This is a genomic window from Streptomyces coryli, from assembly GCF_011044975.1.
Lineage (GTDB): Bacteria > Actinomycetota > Actinomycetes > Streptomycetales > Streptomycetaceae > Streptomyces > Streptomyces coryli.
This window is the reverse complement of sequence record NZ_JAAKZV010000037.1, coordinates 12,029-29,318: the sequence shown is the minus strand read 5'-3', so window position 1 is coordinate 29,318 and position 17,290 is coordinate 12,029. Positions and strand designations below refer to the sequence as shown.

The 17,290-nt window shown below is 72.5% G+C and carries 15 protein-coding genes; 10 read left to right on the top strand and 5 right to left on the bottom strand.

The genetic code is table 11. The annotated features are described in order from the left end of the window. Positions 1-375: 375 nt before the first annotated feature. From G5C51_RS11690 to G5C51_RS11660, 7 genes are read left to right on the top strand one after another with little or no spacing between them, the layout of a single operon-like run. Positions 376-1,716: an enolase C-terminal domain-like protein gene (locus G5C51_RS11690; protein WP_338118102.1), complete on the top strand. Its 1,341-nt coding sequence runs from the start codon at positions 376-378 to the stop codon at positions 1,714-1,716. Continuing rightward, on the top strand, positions 1,713-2,471 hold the full coding sequence (locus G5C51_RS11685; RefSeq protein WP_165236113.1) for an SDR family NAD(P)-dependent oxidoreductase: 759 nt from the start codon (positions 1,713-1,715) through the stop codon (positions 2,469-2,471). The genes G5C51_RS11690 and G5C51_RS11685 overlap by 4 nt, the downstream gene beginning before the upstream one ends. A gap of 29 nt (positions 2,472-2,500) precedes the next feature. After that, complete coding sequence (locus tag G5C51_RS11680; RefSeq protein ID WP_165236160.1) at positions 2,501-3,499, top strand: aldo/keto reductase; 999 nt, start codon at positions 2,501-2,503, stop codon at positions 3,497-3,499. A gap of 4 nt (positions 3,500-3,503) precedes the next feature. Next, positions 3,504-4,208, top strand: coding sequence for a (Fe-S)-binding protein (locus tag G5C51_RS11675; RefSeq protein ID WP_165236110.1), 705 nt, complete (start codon positions 3,504-3,506; stop codon positions 4,206-4,208). Next, positions 4,208-5,665, top strand: a complete 1,458-nt coding sequence (locus tag G5C51_RS11670; protein ID WP_165236107.1) for a LutB/LldF family L-lactate oxidation iron-sulfur protein — start codon at positions 4,208-4,210, stop codon at positions 5,663-5,665. The genes G5C51_RS11675 and G5C51_RS11670 overlap by 1 nt, the downstream gene beginning before the upstream one ends. Positions 5,666-5,703: 38 nt before the next feature. Next, entirely contained in the window at positions 5,704-6,360 is a 657-nt protein-coding gene (locus tag G5C51_RS11665; RefSeq protein ID WP_165236157.1) for a LutC/YkgG family protein, read from the top strand. 9 nt (positions 6,361-6,369) lie between these two features. Further along, complete coding sequence (locus tag G5C51_RS11660) at positions 6,370-7,221, top strand: amidohydrolase family protein (RefSeq protein WP_165236104.1); 852 nt, start codon at positions 6,370-6,372, stop codon at positions 7,219-7,221. On the opposite strand, the gene G5C51_RS11655 is transcribed toward G5C51_RS11660, so the two are convergent. The 3 genes from G5C51_RS11655 to G5C51_RS11645 all read right to left on the bottom strand — a co-directional run bounded on the left by G5C51_RS11655 (position 7,218) and on the right by G5C51_RS11645 (position 11,900). Further along, complete coding sequence (locus G5C51_RS11655) at positions 7,218-8,615, bottom strand: FAD-binding oxidoreductase (RefSeq protein WP_165236101.1); 1,398 nt, start codon at positions 8,613-8,615, stop codon at positions 7,218-7,220. The two genes, G5C51_RS11660 and G5C51_RS11655, sit on opposite strands and share 4 nt — an antisense overlap. 98 nt (positions 8,616-8,713) lie before the next feature. Further along, positions 8,714-11,416 carry an AAA family ATPase gene (locus G5C51_RS44025; RefSeq protein ID WP_165236098.1) on the bottom strand — a complete coding sequence of 901 codons (2,703 nt, stop codon included), beginning with the start codon at positions 11,414-11,416 and terminating at the stop codon, positions 8,714-8,716. Positions 11,417-11,453: 37 nt separating this feature from the next. Further along, positions 11,454-11,900 carry a GNAT family N-acetyltransferase gene (locus G5C51_RS11645; RefSeq protein ID WP_165236095.1) on the bottom strand — a complete coding sequence of 149 codons (447 nt, stop codon included), beginning with the start codon at positions 11,898-11,900 and terminating at the stop codon, positions 11,454-11,456. Positions 11,901-12,001: 101 nt separating this feature from the next. Between G5C51_RS11645 and G5C51_RS11640 the strand changes: the two genes are divergently transcribed. The 3 genes from G5C51_RS11640 (at position 12,002) to G5C51_RS11630 (ending at position 14,497) form a co-directional block, all read left to right on the top strand. Further along, complete coding sequence (locus G5C51_RS11640) at positions 12,002-12,574, top strand: maltokinase N-terminal cap-like domain-containing protein (protein ID WP_165236092.1); 573 nt, start codon at positions 12,002-12,004, stop codon at positions 12,572-12,574. 248 nt (positions 12,575-12,822) lie between these two features. Next, positions 12,823-14,259, top strand: coding sequence for a pyridoxal-dependent decarboxylase (locus G5C51_RS11635; protein ID WP_165236089.1), 1,437 nt, complete (start codon positions 12,823-12,825; stop codon positions 14,257-14,259). 13 nt (positions 14,260-14,272) lie between these two features. After that, positions 14,273-14,497, top strand: coding sequence for a hypothetical protein (locus tag G5C51_RS11630; protein ID WP_165236086.1), 225 nt, complete (start codon positions 14,273-14,275; stop codon positions 14,495-14,497). Positions 14,498-14,501: 4 nt separating this feature from the next. Here the strand turns inward: G5C51_RS11630 and G5C51_RS11625 are convergent, their stop codons facing one another. Then, the gene (locus G5C51_RS11625) at positions 14,502-16,211 is read right to left on the bottom strand and encodes an FAD-dependent oxidoreductase (protein ID WP_165236082.1); all 1,710 of its coding nucleotides are present in this window, start codon (positions 16,209-16,211) and stop codon (positions 14,502-14,504) included. A gap of 38 nt (positions 16,212-16,249) precedes the next feature. Continuing rightward, the gene (locus G5C51_RS11620) at positions 16,250-17,113 is read right to left on the bottom strand and encodes an AurF N-oxygenase family protein (RefSeq protein ID WP_165236080.1); all 864 of its coding nucleotides are present in this window, start codon (positions 17,111-17,113) and stop codon (positions 16,250-16,252) included. Positions 17,114-17,290 lie beyond the last annotated feature (177 nt).

Genomic DNA, 17,290 nt, shown 5'->3' with positions numbered 1-17,290 from the left:
GCTCGGCGCCCCCGTTAGGGGTCCGCGACGACCGTTCGGGATGCGGTGGCCCGGCAGCCAGGTCAAATGCCGGGGTGCCGCCGGTCGCCGCGGCTGGGTGTTTCGGGCCGGCCCGGCGCCGCTCAAAGAACCGGGCCGGCCTTCCTTCCCCCCAACGTGCCTCCCCCGACATCACGGATCGGCGGGACGAGGCGTGACGTAATGATTGCGCCGCGTCATGGGCGGCCGCATGGGGCCGAATGGCCCCATCCGAAGCTCAGCGGCCAGTCATCGGAGCAATGCGGCCCGTCGGTGCCAATTCTCTTGCACTGTGCCTGTTGACGTGGGTGATTGGTCTGATGAATATTCACGGCTATGGCAGCGATCCCCGGTACCGTGTCCGACTCTGAGCCCGCGTCCGCCGTCGTCACCGCCGTCGACACGTACGACGTCCGCTTCCCCACCTCCCGCGAACTCGACGGCTCCGACGCCATGAACCCCGACCCCGACTACTCGGCCGCCTACGCGGTGCTGCGCACCGACGCGGGGGACGGGCTCGAGGGGCACGGCTTCACCTTCACCATCGGCCGCGGCAACGACATCCAGGTCGCCGCCATCGACGCGCTGCGGCCGTACCTGATCGGCAGATCCGTGGCGGAGCTCTGCGCCGACCCCGGCTCGCTCGCCCGCGACCTCACCGGCGACAGCCAGCTGCGCTGGCTCGGTCCGGAGAAGGGCGTGATGCACATGGCGATCGGGGCCGCCGTCAACGCCGCCTGGGACCTGGCCGCGAAGCGGCAGGGCAAGCCGCTGTGGCGGCTGCTCGCCGACGCCGACCCCGAGTGGCTGGTCCGGCAGATCGACTTCCGCTACCTCAGCGACGCGCTGACGCCCGAGGACGCGCTCCAACTGCTGCGCGCAGGGCGCGAAGGCGCCGCGGAGCGGGCCGCCACGCTCGGCGAGCGCGGCTATCCCGCGTACACCACCGCCCCCGGCTGGCTCGGCTACAGCGACGAGAAGCTCACCCGCCTCGCCAAGCAGGCCGTCGCCGACGGCTTCACCCAGATCAAGCTCAAGGTCGGCGCCGACCTCGACGACGACCGCCGCCGGATGCGCGCCGCCCGCGCCGCCGTCGGCCCGGACGTCCGTATCGCCATCGACGCCAACCAGCGCTGGGACGTCGGCCCGGCGGTCGAGTGGGTCAAGGCCCTTGCCCCGTACGACCCGTACTGGATCGAGGAGCCCACCAGCCCGGACGACGTCCTCGGGCACGCGGCGATCCGCGCGGGCGTCGCCCCGGTGAAGGTCGCCACCGGCGAGCACTGCCAGAACCGGATCGTCTTCAAGCAGTTGCTGCAGGCCGGCGCCATCGACATCCTGCAGCTCGACGCCACCCGCGTCGCCGGCGTCAACGAGAACCTGGCGATCCTGCTGCTCGCCGCCAAGTTCGGCGTGCCGGTGTGCCCGCACGCGGGCGGGGTGGGGCTGTGCGAGCTGGTGCAGCATCTGTCGATGTTCGACTACGTGGCGCTGACCGGGACGACCGACCAGCGCGCCATCGAGTACGTCGACCATCTCCACGAGCACTTCGAGGATCCGGTACGGATCGAGCGCGGGGCCTATCTGCCGCCCACCGCACCGGGGTTCTCCGGTCAGCTCAAGGCGGAATCGATCGCGGCCTACCGTTATCCCGGCGGGACGTACTGGGCGGCAGAAGGCGAGGAGGCGGCCGTATGAGCGGCGAATTCGAAGGGCTGAAAGCGCTGGTCACCGGCGGTGGCAGCGGGATCGGGCTGGCCACCGCGCGGCTGCTCGCGGAGCGCGGGGCGGAGGTGGCCGTACTCGATCTGAAGCCGGACGCGGTCGAGCCGCCGATACGGGCCTACGCCGCCGACGTCGCCGACGACGCCTCCGTGCAGGCGGCCGTCAGCGCGGCGGCCGGGGACCTGCGCGGCCTGGACATCCTCGTCAACAACGCCGGCATCGGCGCGGCGGGGACGGTCGAGGACAACGACGACGCCGAGTGGCAGCGGGTCCTGGACGTCAACGTGCTGGGGATGGTGCGCACCAGCCGCGCCGCGCTGCGCCATCTGCGCCGCTCCGCGCACGCCGCCATCGTCAACACCTGCTCCATCGCCGCCACCGCAGGACTGCCGCAGCGCGCCCTCTACAGCGCCAGCAAGGGCGCCGTGCTGTCGCTGACCCTCGCCATGGCCGCCGACCACGTACGCGAGGGGATCCGGGTCAACTGCGTCAACCCCGGCACCGCCGACACCCCGTGGGTCGGGCGGCTGCTGGACGCCGCCGCCGACCCGGCCGCCGAGCGGGCCGCGCTGGAGGCCCGGCAGCCGATGGGCCGCCTCGTCAGCGCGGACGAGGTGGCGGCGGCGGTCGCGTATCTCGCCAGTCCGGCGGCCGCGTCCGTCACCGGCACCGCCCTCGCGGTCGACGGTGGCATGCAGGGGCTGCGGCTGCGTCCCGCGGGGCAGTGAGGATGGCGACCACCGAACCCCCGGCGCCGCTGCGTGTCCGCACGCTCGGCCGCAGCGCCGTCCCGGTCACCGCGCTCGGCTTCGGCGGCGCCTCCATCGCGGGCCTGTACACGCCGGTCGACGCGGACACGGCCGCGCGGACCATCGAGGCCGCCTGGCACCAGGGCGTCCGGTATTTCGACACCGCGCCGCACTACGGCGTGGGCCTCTCCGAGCGGCGGCTCGGCGAGGCGCTGCGCGCGAAGCCGCGTGCGGAATACGCCCTCTCCACCAAGGTCGGCCGGCTGCTGGTGCCCCGGGAGGAAGGGGCCGGGGCGGGCGACGACCTCGGGCACGGCTTCGCCGTCCCCGGTACGTACACCCGCCGCTGGGACTTCTCCGCCGACGGGGTGCGCCGCTCGATCGAGCAGAGCCTGGAGCGGCTCGGCCTCGACCGGATCGACGTGGCGCTGATCCACGACCCCGACCGGCACGAGGAAGCCGCCTTCCGCGAGGCCTACCCGGCGCTGGAGCGGCTGCGCGCAGAAGGCGTCGTCGGCGCGATCGGCGCGGGCATGAACCAGGCGGAGATGCTGTCCCGGTTCATGACGGACACCGACGTCGACGCGGTGCTGTGCGCCGGCCGCTACACCCTCCTCGAACAGCCCGCCCTCGCCGAGCTGCTGCCCGCGGCGGCGGCCCGCGGCAAGTCGGTCATCATCGGCGGCGTCTTCAACTCCGGCCTGCTGGCCGACCCCGCGGCCCCCGGCGCCACGTACAACTACGCGCCCGCCGGCGATGAGGTCCGCGAGCGCGCCCGCCGCATGCAGGTGATCACCGAGTCGTACGGGGTCCAGCTGCGCACCGCCGCGCTGAACTTCCCCTTCGGGCACCCTGCGGTCGCGAGCGTGCTGGCCGGCGCCAGGTCGACCGCCGAGGCCGCGGACGCCGCGGCGGCGATGCGGCACCCCATTCCGGCGGCCATGTGGCGGCAGCTGCGGGACGAGGGACTGATGGGGACGGATGTGCCGGTCCCGGGAGAGTATTGAGCCCATGCGGATAGCGCTCTTCATCACGTGCTTCAACGACACGATGTTCCCGGACACCGGCAAGGCGGTCGTCCGGCTGCTGGAACGGCTCGGCCACACCGTGGACTTCCCGGCGGGCCAGGCGTGCTGCGGGCAGATGCACTTCAACACCGGCTACCGCCGCGAGGCGAAGCCGATGGTGGGCCGCTTCGCCGAGGCCTTCGCCGGTTACGAGGCCGTGGTGACGCCGTCCGGGTCCTGCGCCGGGATGGTGCGCGACTACCACAAGGTGCTGGATCCGGAGGTCGATCCGCCGCCCGTGTACGAGCTGTCCGAGCTGCTGGTCGACGTCCTCGGCGTGACGGACGTCGGCGCATATTTCCCGCACCGGGTCACGTACCACCCGACCTGCCATTCGCTGAGGATGCTGCGGGTCGGCGACAAACCGCTGAAGCTGCTGCGGGCGGTGCGCGGCATCGACCTCGTGGAGCTGCCCGCCGCCGAGTCCTGCTGCGGCTTCGGCGGCACCTTCGCGCTGAAGAACGCCGACACGTCGGACGCGATGCTCGCCGACAAGATGCGCCATGTGCAGTCGACCGGCGCCGAGGTGCTGACGGCGGGCGACAACTCGTGTCTGATGCACATCGGCGGCGGCCTGTCCCGGCTGCGTACGGGCGTGGGCACCCGGCACCTCGCCGAGATCCTGGCCGCGCAGGAAGGAGACGCGTGATGCCCGACAACGTGACCTGGCTGGGCACCCCCGCCTTCCCCGAGGCGGCCCGTACGGCCCTCGGCAACAACCAGCTGCGCACCAACCTCCGCAAGGCCACCGGCACCATCCGCGACAAGCGGCTCGCGGTGACCGGCGAGCTGGCGGACTGGGAGCAGCTGCGGGACGCGGGCGCGGCCCTGAAGCTCCGCACGCTGCGGCATCTGGACTCCCATCTCGTACGGCTGGAAGAGGCGGTCACCAAGGCCGGCGGCACGGTCCACTGGGCCGCGGACGCCGCCGAGGCGAACCGGATCGTGACCGAGCTGGTGCGCGCCACCGGCCAGACCGAGGTGGTCAAGGTCAAGTCGATGGCGACCGCGGAGATCGGCCTCAACGAGGCCCTCGCGGAGTCCGGCATCAGCGCGTACGAGACCGACCTCGCCGAGCTGATCGTGCAGCTCGGCGACGACCGGCCCTCGCACATCCTGGTCCCCGCCATCCACCGCAACCGCGCCGAGATCCGGGAGATCTTCCGCGGCGCGATGGGGGAGTGGGGGCGGGCGGCGCCCGACGACCTCACCGACGAGCCGCGGGACCTGGCGGAGGCGGCGCGGCTGCATCTGCGGGAGAAGTTCCTGCGCGCGAAGGTCGCCGTCTCCGGCGCCAACTTCGCGGCGGCGGACACCGGGACGGTGGGGGTCGTCGAGTCCGAGGGGAACGGCCGGATGTGCCTGACCCTCCCCGAGACGCTGATCACCGTCATGGGCATCGAGAAGGTGCTGCCGTCCTTCGCCGACCTGGAGGTCTTCCTGCAGCTGCTGCCGCGCTCCTCGACCGGCGAGCGGATGAACCCGTACACGAGCATGTGGACCGGCACGACGGAGGGCGACGGCCCGTCGGACTTCCACCTGGTGCTGCTCGACAACGGCCGCACGGCGACGCTGGGCGACGAGGTCGGGCGGCAGGCGCTCGGCTGCATCCGCTGCTCGGCCTGCCTCAACGTCTGCCCGGTGTACGAGCGGACCGGCGGGCACGCCTACGGGTCCGTGTACCCCGGGCCGATCGGCGCCGTGCTGACGCCGCAGCTGGTGGGGGTGGCGGACAAGCAGGCGGCTTCGCTGCCGTTCGCCTCGACGCTGTGCGGGGCGTGCTACGACGCGTGCCCGGTGAAGATCAATATCCCGGAGGTGCTGGTGCATCTGCGGGCGCGGGCGGTGGACGAGAAGCGCGGCCCGGTGCCGTCGCCGGAGACGCTGGTGATGAAGGCGGCGGCGATGACGCTGAGTTCGCCCCGGCGGCTGGGCTGGGCGCAGCGGTTCGGCGCCATCGGCGGGCGGCTGGTCTCGCGCGGCGGGCGGATCGGGCGGCTGCCGGGTCCGCTGAAGCGCTGGTCGGATACGCGGGATACGCCCGTACCGGCGAGGGAGAGCTTCCGCGCTTGGTGGCAGCGGACGCGCGGAGAGGGGCGCTCGTGACGGAGCATGCGAACGACAAGGCGGGGACGAGTGCCCCGGTGACCGCGGGCGGCGCGCCCGCGGCCCGCGCGACGATCCTCGGGCGGATCAGGACCGCCCTTGCCGACGTGCCGGCGAGCGAGCAGCCCGACGACGTCGAAGTCCCGCGCGATTACGCGCGTTCGCACGCCGGCTCCGACCACGTGGCGCTCTTCGCCGAGCGGGTCGCGGACTACCGGGCGACGGTCACCCGTGCCAGGGCCCGGGAGGCCCGGAAGGTGATCGCGGGGTCGCTGTCCGCGCGCGGGGTGAAGAGCCTCGTGGTGCCGGACGGCTTCCCCGCCGACCTGCTGCCGGACGAGAACGGGCTCGCGGTGCTCACCGACGAACCGCCGCTGTCCGTACGGACCCTGGACGCCGCCGGCGGCGTGCTCACCACCTGCGCCGTCGGGATCGCCGTCACCGGCACCATCGTGCTGGACGCGGGCCCGGGGCAGGGGCGGCGGGCGCTGACGCTGCTGCCGGACTATCACCTGTGCATCGTGCGCTCGTCGCAGATCGCCGAGGACGTGCCGGAGGCGCTGGAGCGGCTGGAGCCGACCCGGCCGCTCACCTTCATCTCTGGGCCTTCCGCCACCAGCGACATCGAGCTCGACCGGGTCGAGGGCGTGCACGGGCCGCGCACGCTGGACGTAGTGATCATCGAGGAGCCGTAGGGAGCCGCCGTGGCCTTCACCGACGCCCACCACCATGTCTGGGATCTGTCCGTACGCGACCAGGAGTGGATCACGGGCGCCGCCATGGCCCCGATCCGCCGCGACTTCGCGATGGCCGACCTGGAGCCGGAGGCACGGGCGGCCGGGGTGACGCGCACCGTGCTCGTGCAGACGGTCACGGTGGCGGCCGAGACCCCGGAGTTCCTGGCGCTGGCGGCGGCGCACGACCTGGTGGCCGGGGTGGTCGGCTGGACGGACCTGACGGCCCCTTCGGTGGCCGAGGAGCTGGCGCGGCTGCGCGAACTCCCCGGCGGCGAGCACCTGGTGGGCATCCGCCACCAGGTGCAGGGCGAGCCGGATCCGCGCTGGCTGGAGCGCGAGGACGTGCTGCGCGGGCTGCGCGCGGTCGAGGCGGCGGGGCTGACGTACGACCTGCTGGTGCTGCCGCACCAGCTCCCCGCCGCGGTGACCGCGGCTCGCGCCGTGCCGGGCCTCAGCTTCGTCCTGAACCACCTCGCCAAGCCGCCGATCGCCGCCGGCGCCCTGGAGCCCTGGGCCGCCGACCTCCGCCGGCTGGCCGCCCTCCCGAACGTCGCCGCCAAGCTCTCCGGCCTGGTCACGGAGGCCGACTGGCGGCATTGGTCGGTCAAGGACCTGCGCCCGTACGCGGATACGGCCCTGGACGCCTTCGGCCCCGACCGGCTGATGTTCGGCTCGGACTGGCCGGTGTGCCGGCTGGCGGCGTCGTACGCCGAGGTGGTGGAGGCGGCCGAGGCGCTGACGGACGCACTCAGCCCCGCCGAGCGCGACCTGTTCCGGTCGGGCACGGCGAGGCGGGTGTACGGGCTGGACGGGCGCTAGACGGACGCCGCCGGCTCGATGTTCTGGTTGATCCGGAAGACGTTCTCCGGGTCGTACTCGGCCTTGATACGCGCCAGCCGGGCGTAGTTGTCGCGATAGCTGGCGCGGACCCGCTCCTGGCCCTCGTCCATCATCATGTTCACGTAGGCGCCGCCCATCGAGTACGGGTGCAGGGCGTCGAAGTAGTCGACGGTCCAGCGGCTGACGAGATCCGCGTTCGCCGCGTCGGCGTCCACGCCCGCGTAGACCGAGGCGAAGTTCGCGTCGCGGAAGGACCAGGCGGTGTCCTCGGAGGCCAGGTCGTGGGCCGCGCCGCTGACCGGGTAGAGGTGCATCGTCGACTGGCCAGTGGGCAGCTCCGCGGCGAACTTGGCGTGCAGCGCGGCCGCGTCGTCCGGGATGTCGCGGACGAAGTCGGCGCGCCAGTACCACTGCTGGCCCGGCGGGTAGAGGCCGTCGAAGGCGGCCTGGATGCCGGGGTGCGGGACCTCGTGCGGTCCGTGCAGCAGCGGCTCGGGGAGCACGTCGAGGAACGGCTTCATCGCCGTCTGCGCCGCCTCCAGGTCGGGCTTGGCGTAGTGCCAGACCACGCCGCAGATCTTGTGGCCCCAGAGGTCCTCGGGGAACGGCTCGGCGGGCGGCACCGCGCCGATCAGGAAGAAGCCGTTGAGGTCGCGCGGTGCGGTGCCGATGAAGTCGCGGTAGGCGACGAGGACTTCAGCCGTCTGCTCGACCGGCCAGAAGGTCGGCCCGGCGATGACGTCGCCGACCGGGTGCGCCCGGAAGACGAACGAGGTGACGACGCCGAAGTTCCCGCCGCCGCCGCGCAGCGCCCAGAACAGCTCCGGGTTCGTGGTCGAGTTCGCCCGCACGCTCTCGCCGGAGGCCAGCACGACGTCCGCCTCGAGGAGGTTGTCGATGGTCAGGCCGCCGCGCCGGGTCAGGTGCCCGACGCCGCCGCCGAGCGTGAGGCCGCCGACGCCGGTGGTGGAGATGATCCCCGAGGGGACCGCGAGGCCGTGCTCGTACGTGGCCCGGTCCACGTCGCCCCAGACGGCGCCGCCGCCGACGCGGACGGTGCGGCGCTCGGGGTCGACGCTGATCTCGTTCATCGGCGACAGGTCGAGGACGATCCCGTCGTCGACGGAGCCGAGCCCGGCGCCGTGGTGGCCGCCGCCGCGGACGGCCAGCGGGAGCTGCTGCGAGCGGGCGAAGCGGATGACGCGGGCGGCGTCGGCGGCGTCGGTGCAACTGGCCACCACGGCCGGGCGCTTGTCGTGCATGGCGTTGTAGATGGCGCGGGCCTCGTCGTAGCCGGCGTCGCCGGGGCCGGTGATCCGGCCGCGGAAGCCGGTGAGCTCGCGGCGGGCGGCCTGGGCGGGTGTGGTCGTCATGAGTGTGCTCCCCCTCGGGCGATGTCGATGGGGCAGTTCTACGCGGGGAGAACGGCGCGCGTATGGGGGGCGATTGCCTATCCCGCGAGGTGACCTACCTAGACCGGGCGCCGCGCCGGGAGCAGGCCCAGGGCAGCGGCACGGGACAGGACGTCGCGGCGGGACTGGGCGCCGAGCTTCTCCAGGACGGCGGCGACGTGGTTGTCCACGGTGCGTACGGACACCACCAGACGCGCGGCGATCTCGGCATTCGTCAGCCCCTGCGCCAGCAGCCGCATCACCTCCAGCTGGCGGCCGGTCAGCCCGGCGGCGTTGCTACGGGTGGCGGGCGCCGGGCCGCGCGGAATGTGCCGCACGCCCTCGGCCTTCAGCCCCGCCCGGACGACCCGCGCGAGCGGCCGCGCGCCGAGGGCGTCGAGCTGGGAGAGGGCGGCGAACCGGTCCTCGGGGAGCGGCGATCCGGCGAGGGCGGCGGCACGCTCGTACGGGCAGCCGGCTTCCTGCCAGGCGGCGGCCGCTTCGCGCCAGAGTCCGGCGGCTTGCAGGTCGTACGGGTGGCTAAGAGGCTGTGGGCGGGCGTTCCGCGGGGCGGATCCCGTCCCACCGAAAGCCGGACCGCACGCGGCGGCGTCACCGGCACCGAGCTCCGGCGCCCCCGCCCACCACAGCCAGTACCCCAGCTCCGCCCGCAGGTGCTCCACACCCAGCCGCTGCGCCTGCTCGTACACCGGCAGCGCCGCCGCGACCACCGCGGGATCGTCGCCGCGTAACGCCGCCGCCTCGGCCATCGCCGCCGCCACCGGTCCGGTCCGCTGCAGCTCCCCGGTCCGTACGGCCAGCTCCCACGCCTGCGCCAGCAGCTCCTCGCCGCCGGGGCTGCCGGTGCGCACGCGGATCCGCCCGAGCACGGTGAGCGCCGGGCAGCGGGCCGGGACGTGCAGGTCGGCGGCGAGGCCCGCGGCGCGGGCGGCGGCGTCCCAGCGGGCGGCGGCGAGTTCGCGCATGGCGCGTTCCGCGTACATATAGCCCAGGAAGCCGAGGTGTTCGGCGTGGTCGGCGAGGTCCATCGCGGCGGTGAGGAAGCGGTCGGCGTCGGCGTACTTGAGGTTCTCCAGCAGGCTCCAGACGATATTCACGTACGCCCGGCAGGCGTGCTCCACCTCGCCGGCGGCCAGGGCCACCCGGAGGCTCTCCTCGAGCACCGGCCGTCCCGCGGCCGCGTCGCCGCTCCGCCAGCGGGCGCAGCCGACGTTGTTGAGGGCGTGCGACAGCAGCGCGGGATCGCCGAGTTCGCGCGCGAGCGCCACCGCGCGCTCGCCGATGTCGATCGCGGTGGCGTGCCGGTCGCCGAGCATGTGGAGCTGCGCCTGGTTGCTGAGGGCGAGGGCCAGGAGCTCGGGGTCGCCTTCGCGTTCGAGTACGGCGATGGCCTCGCGCGCGGCCTCGGCGGCGAGCGGCACATCGCCCGCCCACCAGTGGATGCGGGACAGCCAGCGCAGGTCGGCGCCGAGCTTGCGGTTGTCGCCGAGGGCGCGGCGCAGCGCCACCGCGTCGTGCTGGGCGGCGACGGCGGTCCCGGAGTCGCCGAGGGTGTAGCACTCGATGGCGTACTGCTCCAGCAGCGTGGCCAGTTCGGGCGGCTCGTAGCGCCCGCGCTGCCGCAGCACGAGCGCGAGGTGCGCGGCCGCCTCGCGGTGCGCGCCCGCGCGGGCGGCGTCCGCGGCGGCGGCGGGGCCGTGCCGGGCGAGGGCGTCGAGGTCGCCCGCCTCGGCGGCATGGTGCATGATCCGCGACAGATCGCAGGCGCCGCCGCCGTCGCAGGACGCGGACTCGGGGTACGCCAGCAGGGCGGTGAGCACCTCGCGGTTGAGCGCGATGCGGCGGGCGGCGGGGAGGGAGTCGGCGAGTGCGCGGCGGATCAGTTCGTGCCGGAAGCCGGCCCGGTCAGGGGTGACGACGAGCAGGCCGCGCTGCTCGGCGGCGGCGAGCGCCTGGATGCCGCCGGGCACGAGGGTGTCGACGAGCCACCGCTCCAGCGCCGTCGGCACCACGGCGAGCTGTTCCAGGGCGTCGACGGTGGCCGGGGGCAGGCCGCGCAGGCGGCCGAGGACGGCGTCCACGACGGTCGGCGGGACGCCGCCCTCCTGCCCGTTGGCGAGTACCTCGGTGACGAAGAAGGGGTTGCCCGAGGTCACCGCGTACACCTCCGCCGGGTCCAGGCGGCTGCCCGCGCCCAGGGTGCGTACCGCCGCCTCGCTGAGGCGGGGGAGCGGCAGCCGGTGCAGCCGGTCCGAGCGCGGGACTTGGCCGAGGAGGTGGCGGAGGGGGTGTTCGCGGTCGAGCTCGTCGTCGCGGTAGGTGAGGACGAGGAGGGCGGGGAGCTGCGCCATGCGGCGGACCAGGTAGCGAAGGGCGTCGAGGGTGGCCTCGTCGGCCCAGTGCACGTCCTCGACGACCAGTACGGCCGGGTGCGGAGGCGCGCTCAGCTCGGTACGCAGGGCGTCGTACACCCTCTGGCGGTCGCCGGCGTCCGCCAGCGCCTTGGTCAGGTCGGGGCCGACGGTGCCGACGAGGTCGGTGAACGGGCCGAGGGGGCGGCGGGTGGTGAGGTCGTCGCACTGGCCGACGAGGGTGCGGGACCCGTCCGGGAGGGTCGGCGGCAGCGCTCTGACCAGGCTGGACTTGCCGATGCCGGCCTCGCCGAAAACGAGCGCCACGGAGCCGGCTCCCGCCGCCGCTTCCCTCGCGGCCGTCACGAGCTGCCCGAGTTCTTGGTCGCGCTCGAGGATCCCCCGCTCCACGAAGGGATTGTGGCAGGGGGTGGGCTGTTTTGAGCCGCTACGCCGCGTCCAGCCAGAGGTCCGGGCGGTCCCACTGGACGGCCGGGGGCTTTGCCAGCACCGTGCCGGTGCGGCGGGCGCCCTGGCTGAGGTAGAAGTCCTCCGCGGGCGGGTGGGCGACGATGCGGAGGCCGTCGAGGCCCGCTGCGCGGGCCCGGTCGCGGGCGTGGGCCAGCAGTCGGCGGCCGACGCCGCGGCCCTGGGCCGCGTCCGAGACGAAGAGCAGGTCCAGCTCCGGGGGGTCGAGGACGATGCTGTAGAAGCCGAGGACGCGGGTGTCGTCGGCGGCCACGTAGACCTCGTGGCGGTGGATGTACTCCGTGCTGACCCGGTAGCCCTCGATGATCGACGCGTAGCGGCCCTCGTACGCCCGGGAGGCCCGCATGATCGCGGTCAGCCGCCGTGCGTCCCGCGGCTCGGCCCGCCGGATCGTGATGTCGTTCATACCGCGAGTATGCCGGGCCACCGCCGCGGAAAGGACGCGCGGGTGGGCGGGGGCCGGTGGCATGATCGGCTCGGCGATCGAGGAAGGGTTGGGGCAGGGGCATGGCGATCATTCACCACACGACGATGAAGCCGACCAAGCTGGAGCTGCTCACCGCATGGCTGCCGAAGCAGCCGTGGTATGTCGGTGAGGCGGGGGTGCGGCCGGAGCTGGCCAAGGCCGGGGGGTTCCGGCTCGATGATCCGGAGGGGGAGGTCGGGATCGAGTTCATGGTCGTCAATGACACGGCGGGCGCGAGCCCGGTTTCGTATCACGTGCCGATGACGTATCGGAGCGATCCGCTGCCGGGCGCCGAGGACGCTCTCGTCGGGACGTCCGAGCACGGCGTGCTCGGGCTGCGGCGGCTGTACGACGCCACCGCTGACCCGGTGTTCGACGCCGAGCTGCGGGCGCTCTTCTCGGGTGGCACCGTGCCGCAGATGCAGAGCGTCAACGACACCCCGGACCCGACGGTGACCGCCCGCCTCGACGGGGCTGCCGCCGAGGGCACGATCACCGTCTGCCGCGTCCTGCACCCCACCCCCGCCGACGCCCCGGCGCGCGGCGACGTCACCGCCGGATGGAAGCTGCCGGACGGCACGGAGCTGCGCGGGCGGTTCGTGGTGCTGGGCTGACGATTATCGGAGTAACCAACTTCGTGGGTGAATACGGGGATCGCCCCGCGCTCGACGCAGTCGGGAGTTCCGGCATGCTTCGCGCGCCCCCCTGGCTATGTTGACCCGGCAACATTCATCCCGGAGGCTCGGGTAAGGGCCGAAGCGAGTGCGGAAACGCCGCCGGCCGCCGGCCGGGAGTTGAGTGACAGGCCTCCCGGAATCCCTGAGTCAGTCTCAGGGCAGAGCCGCGAAGAAGGGATTTGTGCATGGAATCAATGCTGCGTGCTTTCAAGTTGGCGCCCGATGGGCGTACCCGGGCCAATACGGAAGACCTTCGCGAATTGGCGCACTACTTCCGTAGCGCACAGCGGAAGATGCTTGGCTATCAGTGGTCGCAGGACATCGACATGCCCAAGCCCATCACCGATTTCCTCGACCTGCACCTCGACAACATCGGTGACCCGATGGCGAATTCGCTCACCAAGCTCAACACCAAATTCCTGGAACAGGAGGTGCTGAAATACTTCGCTCACCTCTGGCACGCGCCGCCGCTGGCAGGTGAGGACTCGACCGCGGATCCGGCAACGCGTGCGGCGTCGTGGGGGTATGTGCTGTCGATGGGGTCCACGGAAGGGACGCTGTACTGCCTGTGGAATGCGCGCGACTATCTGGCCGGCCGAGACCTGTGCGGCACTGTACCGGGAGGGCAGGAATCCGCGGCCCGCAAACCGCTGCTGTTCGCATCCCGGGAGGTGCATTACAGCTTCGCCAAGGCCGCCCAGATGCTGCAGCTCGACATGATGGGCGACGTCGGCAGCCGTGACTTTCCCGGACAATGCCCCATCACCGACGACGGCACCTGGCCGCTTTCCGTGCCCACGGAGGCGTGCGGAAAGAACGACGGTCTGGTCGACGCCGCGGCTCTCGCCCAGCTGATCGACTTCTTCGCGGCCCGTGGGTACGCCCCCATCGTCGTGTGCAATGTCGGATCCACCTTCAAGGGTGCGATCGATGACCCCCGGGCAATCTGGGACTGTGTGCAGCCGGTCCTGGAGCGGCACGGCCTCCTCGGTTCGGAAACCCAGCGGCGGGGCTACTGGATTCATGTCGACGGGGCGCTGGGCGCCGGCTATCTCCCCTTTCTCGAAATGGCCGGGGGATACGGCAACGCGCCGGTCTTCGACTTCCGGCTGCCCTACGTGTGCTCGATCGTGACCAGCGGGCACAAGTGGTTCGGCACCCCGTACCCGACGGGCGTGTACCTCACCCGCAACGAGCTGCGTGTCGCTCCCCCCTCCAAGCCGGGCTACGTCGGCTCCCCGGACACGACGATCGGTGGAGCGCGGGACGGACTGGCCCCGCTGCTGCTGTGGGCGGCGATCTCCCAGCGCACCCACGACCGGCAGATCGAGGCGGTGGAGCGCTGCCTGCGGCTGGCCGCGCACACCCATGAGCGCCTCGGTGAACTGGGCCCGCATATCGCGGCGGAACGCGCCCGGAACGCACTGGCCATCCGCTTCCTTCGGCCCGCGGAGCACATCATGCGGGCCTTCGGTCTGGTGGGCCAGCAGACGCCGGGACCGGACGGCCGGTTGCGCGATGAGGCGCATCTCTACGTCATGCCGCACGTCACCGACGAGACCATCGACAGCTTCCTGGAAGCGATGGCCGCGCCGGACGCGTACGACACCAACAGCGCCTGAACAGGAGGGCATCGTGGCAGAAGACATGGAGCACGCGATCCGCCATCGGCTGTGCGAAGAGATCGACCGCGCGATAGCCCGCCTCCAGCCCACCGCCGACCCCGTCCTCAAGCAACAGCTGACCGGCATGCGCCGCGCCCGTGACATCGTGCGGCCGCGCGAGCGGGACGACCCGCCGGACCGGCGACCGGTCCCGGACGAATGGTCGTGCCGCTGCCCGCAGTGCACTTGGGGCTGAGAGGTCAGCGCACCAGCCGGCGGCTGCGCGCCGCCGCGACCAGCTCCGGGACCGTCGCCAGCTTGACCCGGGTGCGGCCCTCGCGGGCGCCGCGGGCCCGCTCGGTGCGCTCGATCGCGGCCAGTCCGCGGGCGTCCACCAGGTGGCGGGTGCGGCGGCGGGCCAGGCGGCGGAACTCGCGGGTGGAGCGGGCGGGTTCGGTGAGCGAGCCGTCGACGGCGTCGGCGAGGAGGGTGCTGATCGTCTCGGCGGCGCAGGCGCGATTGGCGCCGATGCCGCCGGAGGGTCCGCGCTTGATCCAGCCGACGACGTAGGTGCCGGGGTGACCGGTCACGCGGCCGGCGGTGTGCGGGACGGTGCCGGTCTCGTCGTCGAAGGGGAGGCCGGTGACGGGGGCACCGCGATAGCCGATGGCACGGACGAGGAGGCCGGCGGGGATCGCCGCCTCGGAGCCGTCGGAGCCGTCGGAGCCGCCGCGACCTTCCGAGCCGTCGGAGCCGTCCGCCGAAGCCGCGCGCCCCGTCACGCGTACCGCCCCCACCCCCTCCGCACCATCCGCCGCCACCGGCGCCGAGTGGAACCGGAAGACGATCCGGCGGCCCTCCGCAGGCGGTGCCGACCAGTCGACCGCTGTCCGCGGCAGCCCCGTCAGCAGCGCCGCCGTGTCGTCGGGCCCCGCCGCGTCGATCGCGTCCGCGGTACGCGGATCGTGCGCGTCGACCGTGACCTCGACACCCCGCAGGTGCTTCAGCGCCAGCAACTCCGGCCGCGTGCACGCCAGATGTTCCGGCCCGCGGCGGCCCAGCAGCACCACCTCGCGCACCTTCGACGCGCGCAGTGCCGCGAGCGCGTGGTCCGCGATGTCCGTGCCGGCCAGCTCCGCCGGGTCCGCGACCAGGATGCGGGCCACGTCCAGGGCGACGTTGCCGTTGCCGACGACGACCACGCGCTCTGTCGACGACAAGTCGATCGCGTCCGGGGCGATGTCTGGGTGGGCGTTGTACCAGGCGACGAAGTCCGTCGCGGTGATGCTGCCGGTCAGGTCCTCGCCGGGGATGTCCAGGCGGCGGCCGGTGGAGGCGCCGACCGCGTAGATGACCGCGTCGTGGTGGGCGGCTACTTCGGCCGTCGATACGTCGTCGCCGACGTGCAGCCCGAGGAGCAGGCGCACCCGGGGGTGGTTGTGGAAGCGGGCGAAGGTGCCGCCGATGCCCTTGGTGCCGGGGTGGTCGGGCGCCACCCCGTAGCGGACCAGGCCGCCCGCCACCGGGAGCCGGTCGATCAGGGTGACCTCGGCGCTGGTGTGGAGGAGCAGGTCCTCGGCCGCGTACATGCCGGCCGGACCGGTGCCGATCACCGCGACCCGCAGCGGGCGGAAGTCCGAGGGCAGGACGCGGTCGAAGACGGGCGGGCCCCAGGCGTGGAAGTTCGGGCTGCCGGCGGGGGGCTCCTGCTGATCGGCGTCCGCGTAGTACGCCGCGTTCATGGCCGCGTACTGGCGCTGCGGACCGGTCAGCTCCTCCACCGGGAAGATCGCGTCGACCGGGCAGGCGTCGGCGCAGGCGCCGCAGTCGATGCAGGCCTTGGGGTCGATGTGCAGCATCTCGGTGCTGCCGAAGGCGCGTTCCTCGGGGGTGGGGTGGATGCAGTTGACCGGGCAGACGGCTATGCAGGTGGCGTCGTTGCAGCAGGTCTGGGTGATGGCGTACGTCATGGGTGCGGCTCGGGTCCCTGGGGCTCGTAACGGAGGCGTCAGATCAGGTGGGCGCGTCGGTAGAACACGAGCGCGGGCTTCGTGAGCAGCTTGGCGGAGGCGAGGAATTCCATCAGCCCGGCGCAGCTCGAGCGCATCATCGACTTGTGGTGCTCGTTGGCCTGCGCCTCGGCGATGGCGCGTTCGCTGTCCAGGCCCGCGCGCTGGTAGACCTTCTTGTTCACCATGCTGGTGACGATCACGTACGAGGCGATCGAGATGACGAGGGCGTGGATCTGGCGGCGGACCCAACCGGCCTTCGCCAGCCGCTTCTTGGTCTCGTCCCGGGCGAACTTCATGTGCCGGGATTCCTCGACGACATGGATGTTGTTGATGGTGCGGACGAAGGGCACCACCCGCTCGTCGCGCATCCAGTCGCGCTGCATGACGTCGAGGACCTCCTCGGCGACGAGGATCGCGGCGTAGGCGGCCTCGCCGAAGGCGATCGTCTTGAAGGCGCGGCCGAGCTCGATGGCGACGCGGTGCGGCTTGTACGGGGGCGCGTTCAGCTTGCGGGCGCCGCGGGCGAACATGATGGAGTGCCGGCACTCGTCGGCGATCTCCGTCAGCGCCCACTGGACGTCGTCGGAGGAGGCGTCCTTGGCGTAGACGTCGCGCAGGATCATCTGCTGCAGGATCATCTCGAACCAGATGCCGGTGCAGGCGACCGACGCCGCCTCCTGGCGGGTCAGTTCCTTCTGCTGGGCCTCGGTCATCTCGTCCCAGTACTTGGTGCCGTAGAGCGTGGACCACTCCGGGCTGGCGCCGTGGAAGTCCTTGTCCAGCGGGGTGTCCCAGTCGACTTCCACCGCCGGGTCGTACGACAGCATCGCGGACGATTCGAGCAAGCGGGTGGTGACCATGCCGGAACTCCTCGGCTCGCGTTACAGCTCCATTGCTTGCTGACGGACTGTATAGCAAGAGCCGTTGGGCCGCCTACCCCTTGGTAACGACCTTTCGCGGGCGCCGCAGTTATCACATAGGTTCATTCGGCACGCAGAAGTTACCGGAACGTTGCCGTATACATCTCGTCTCACCCT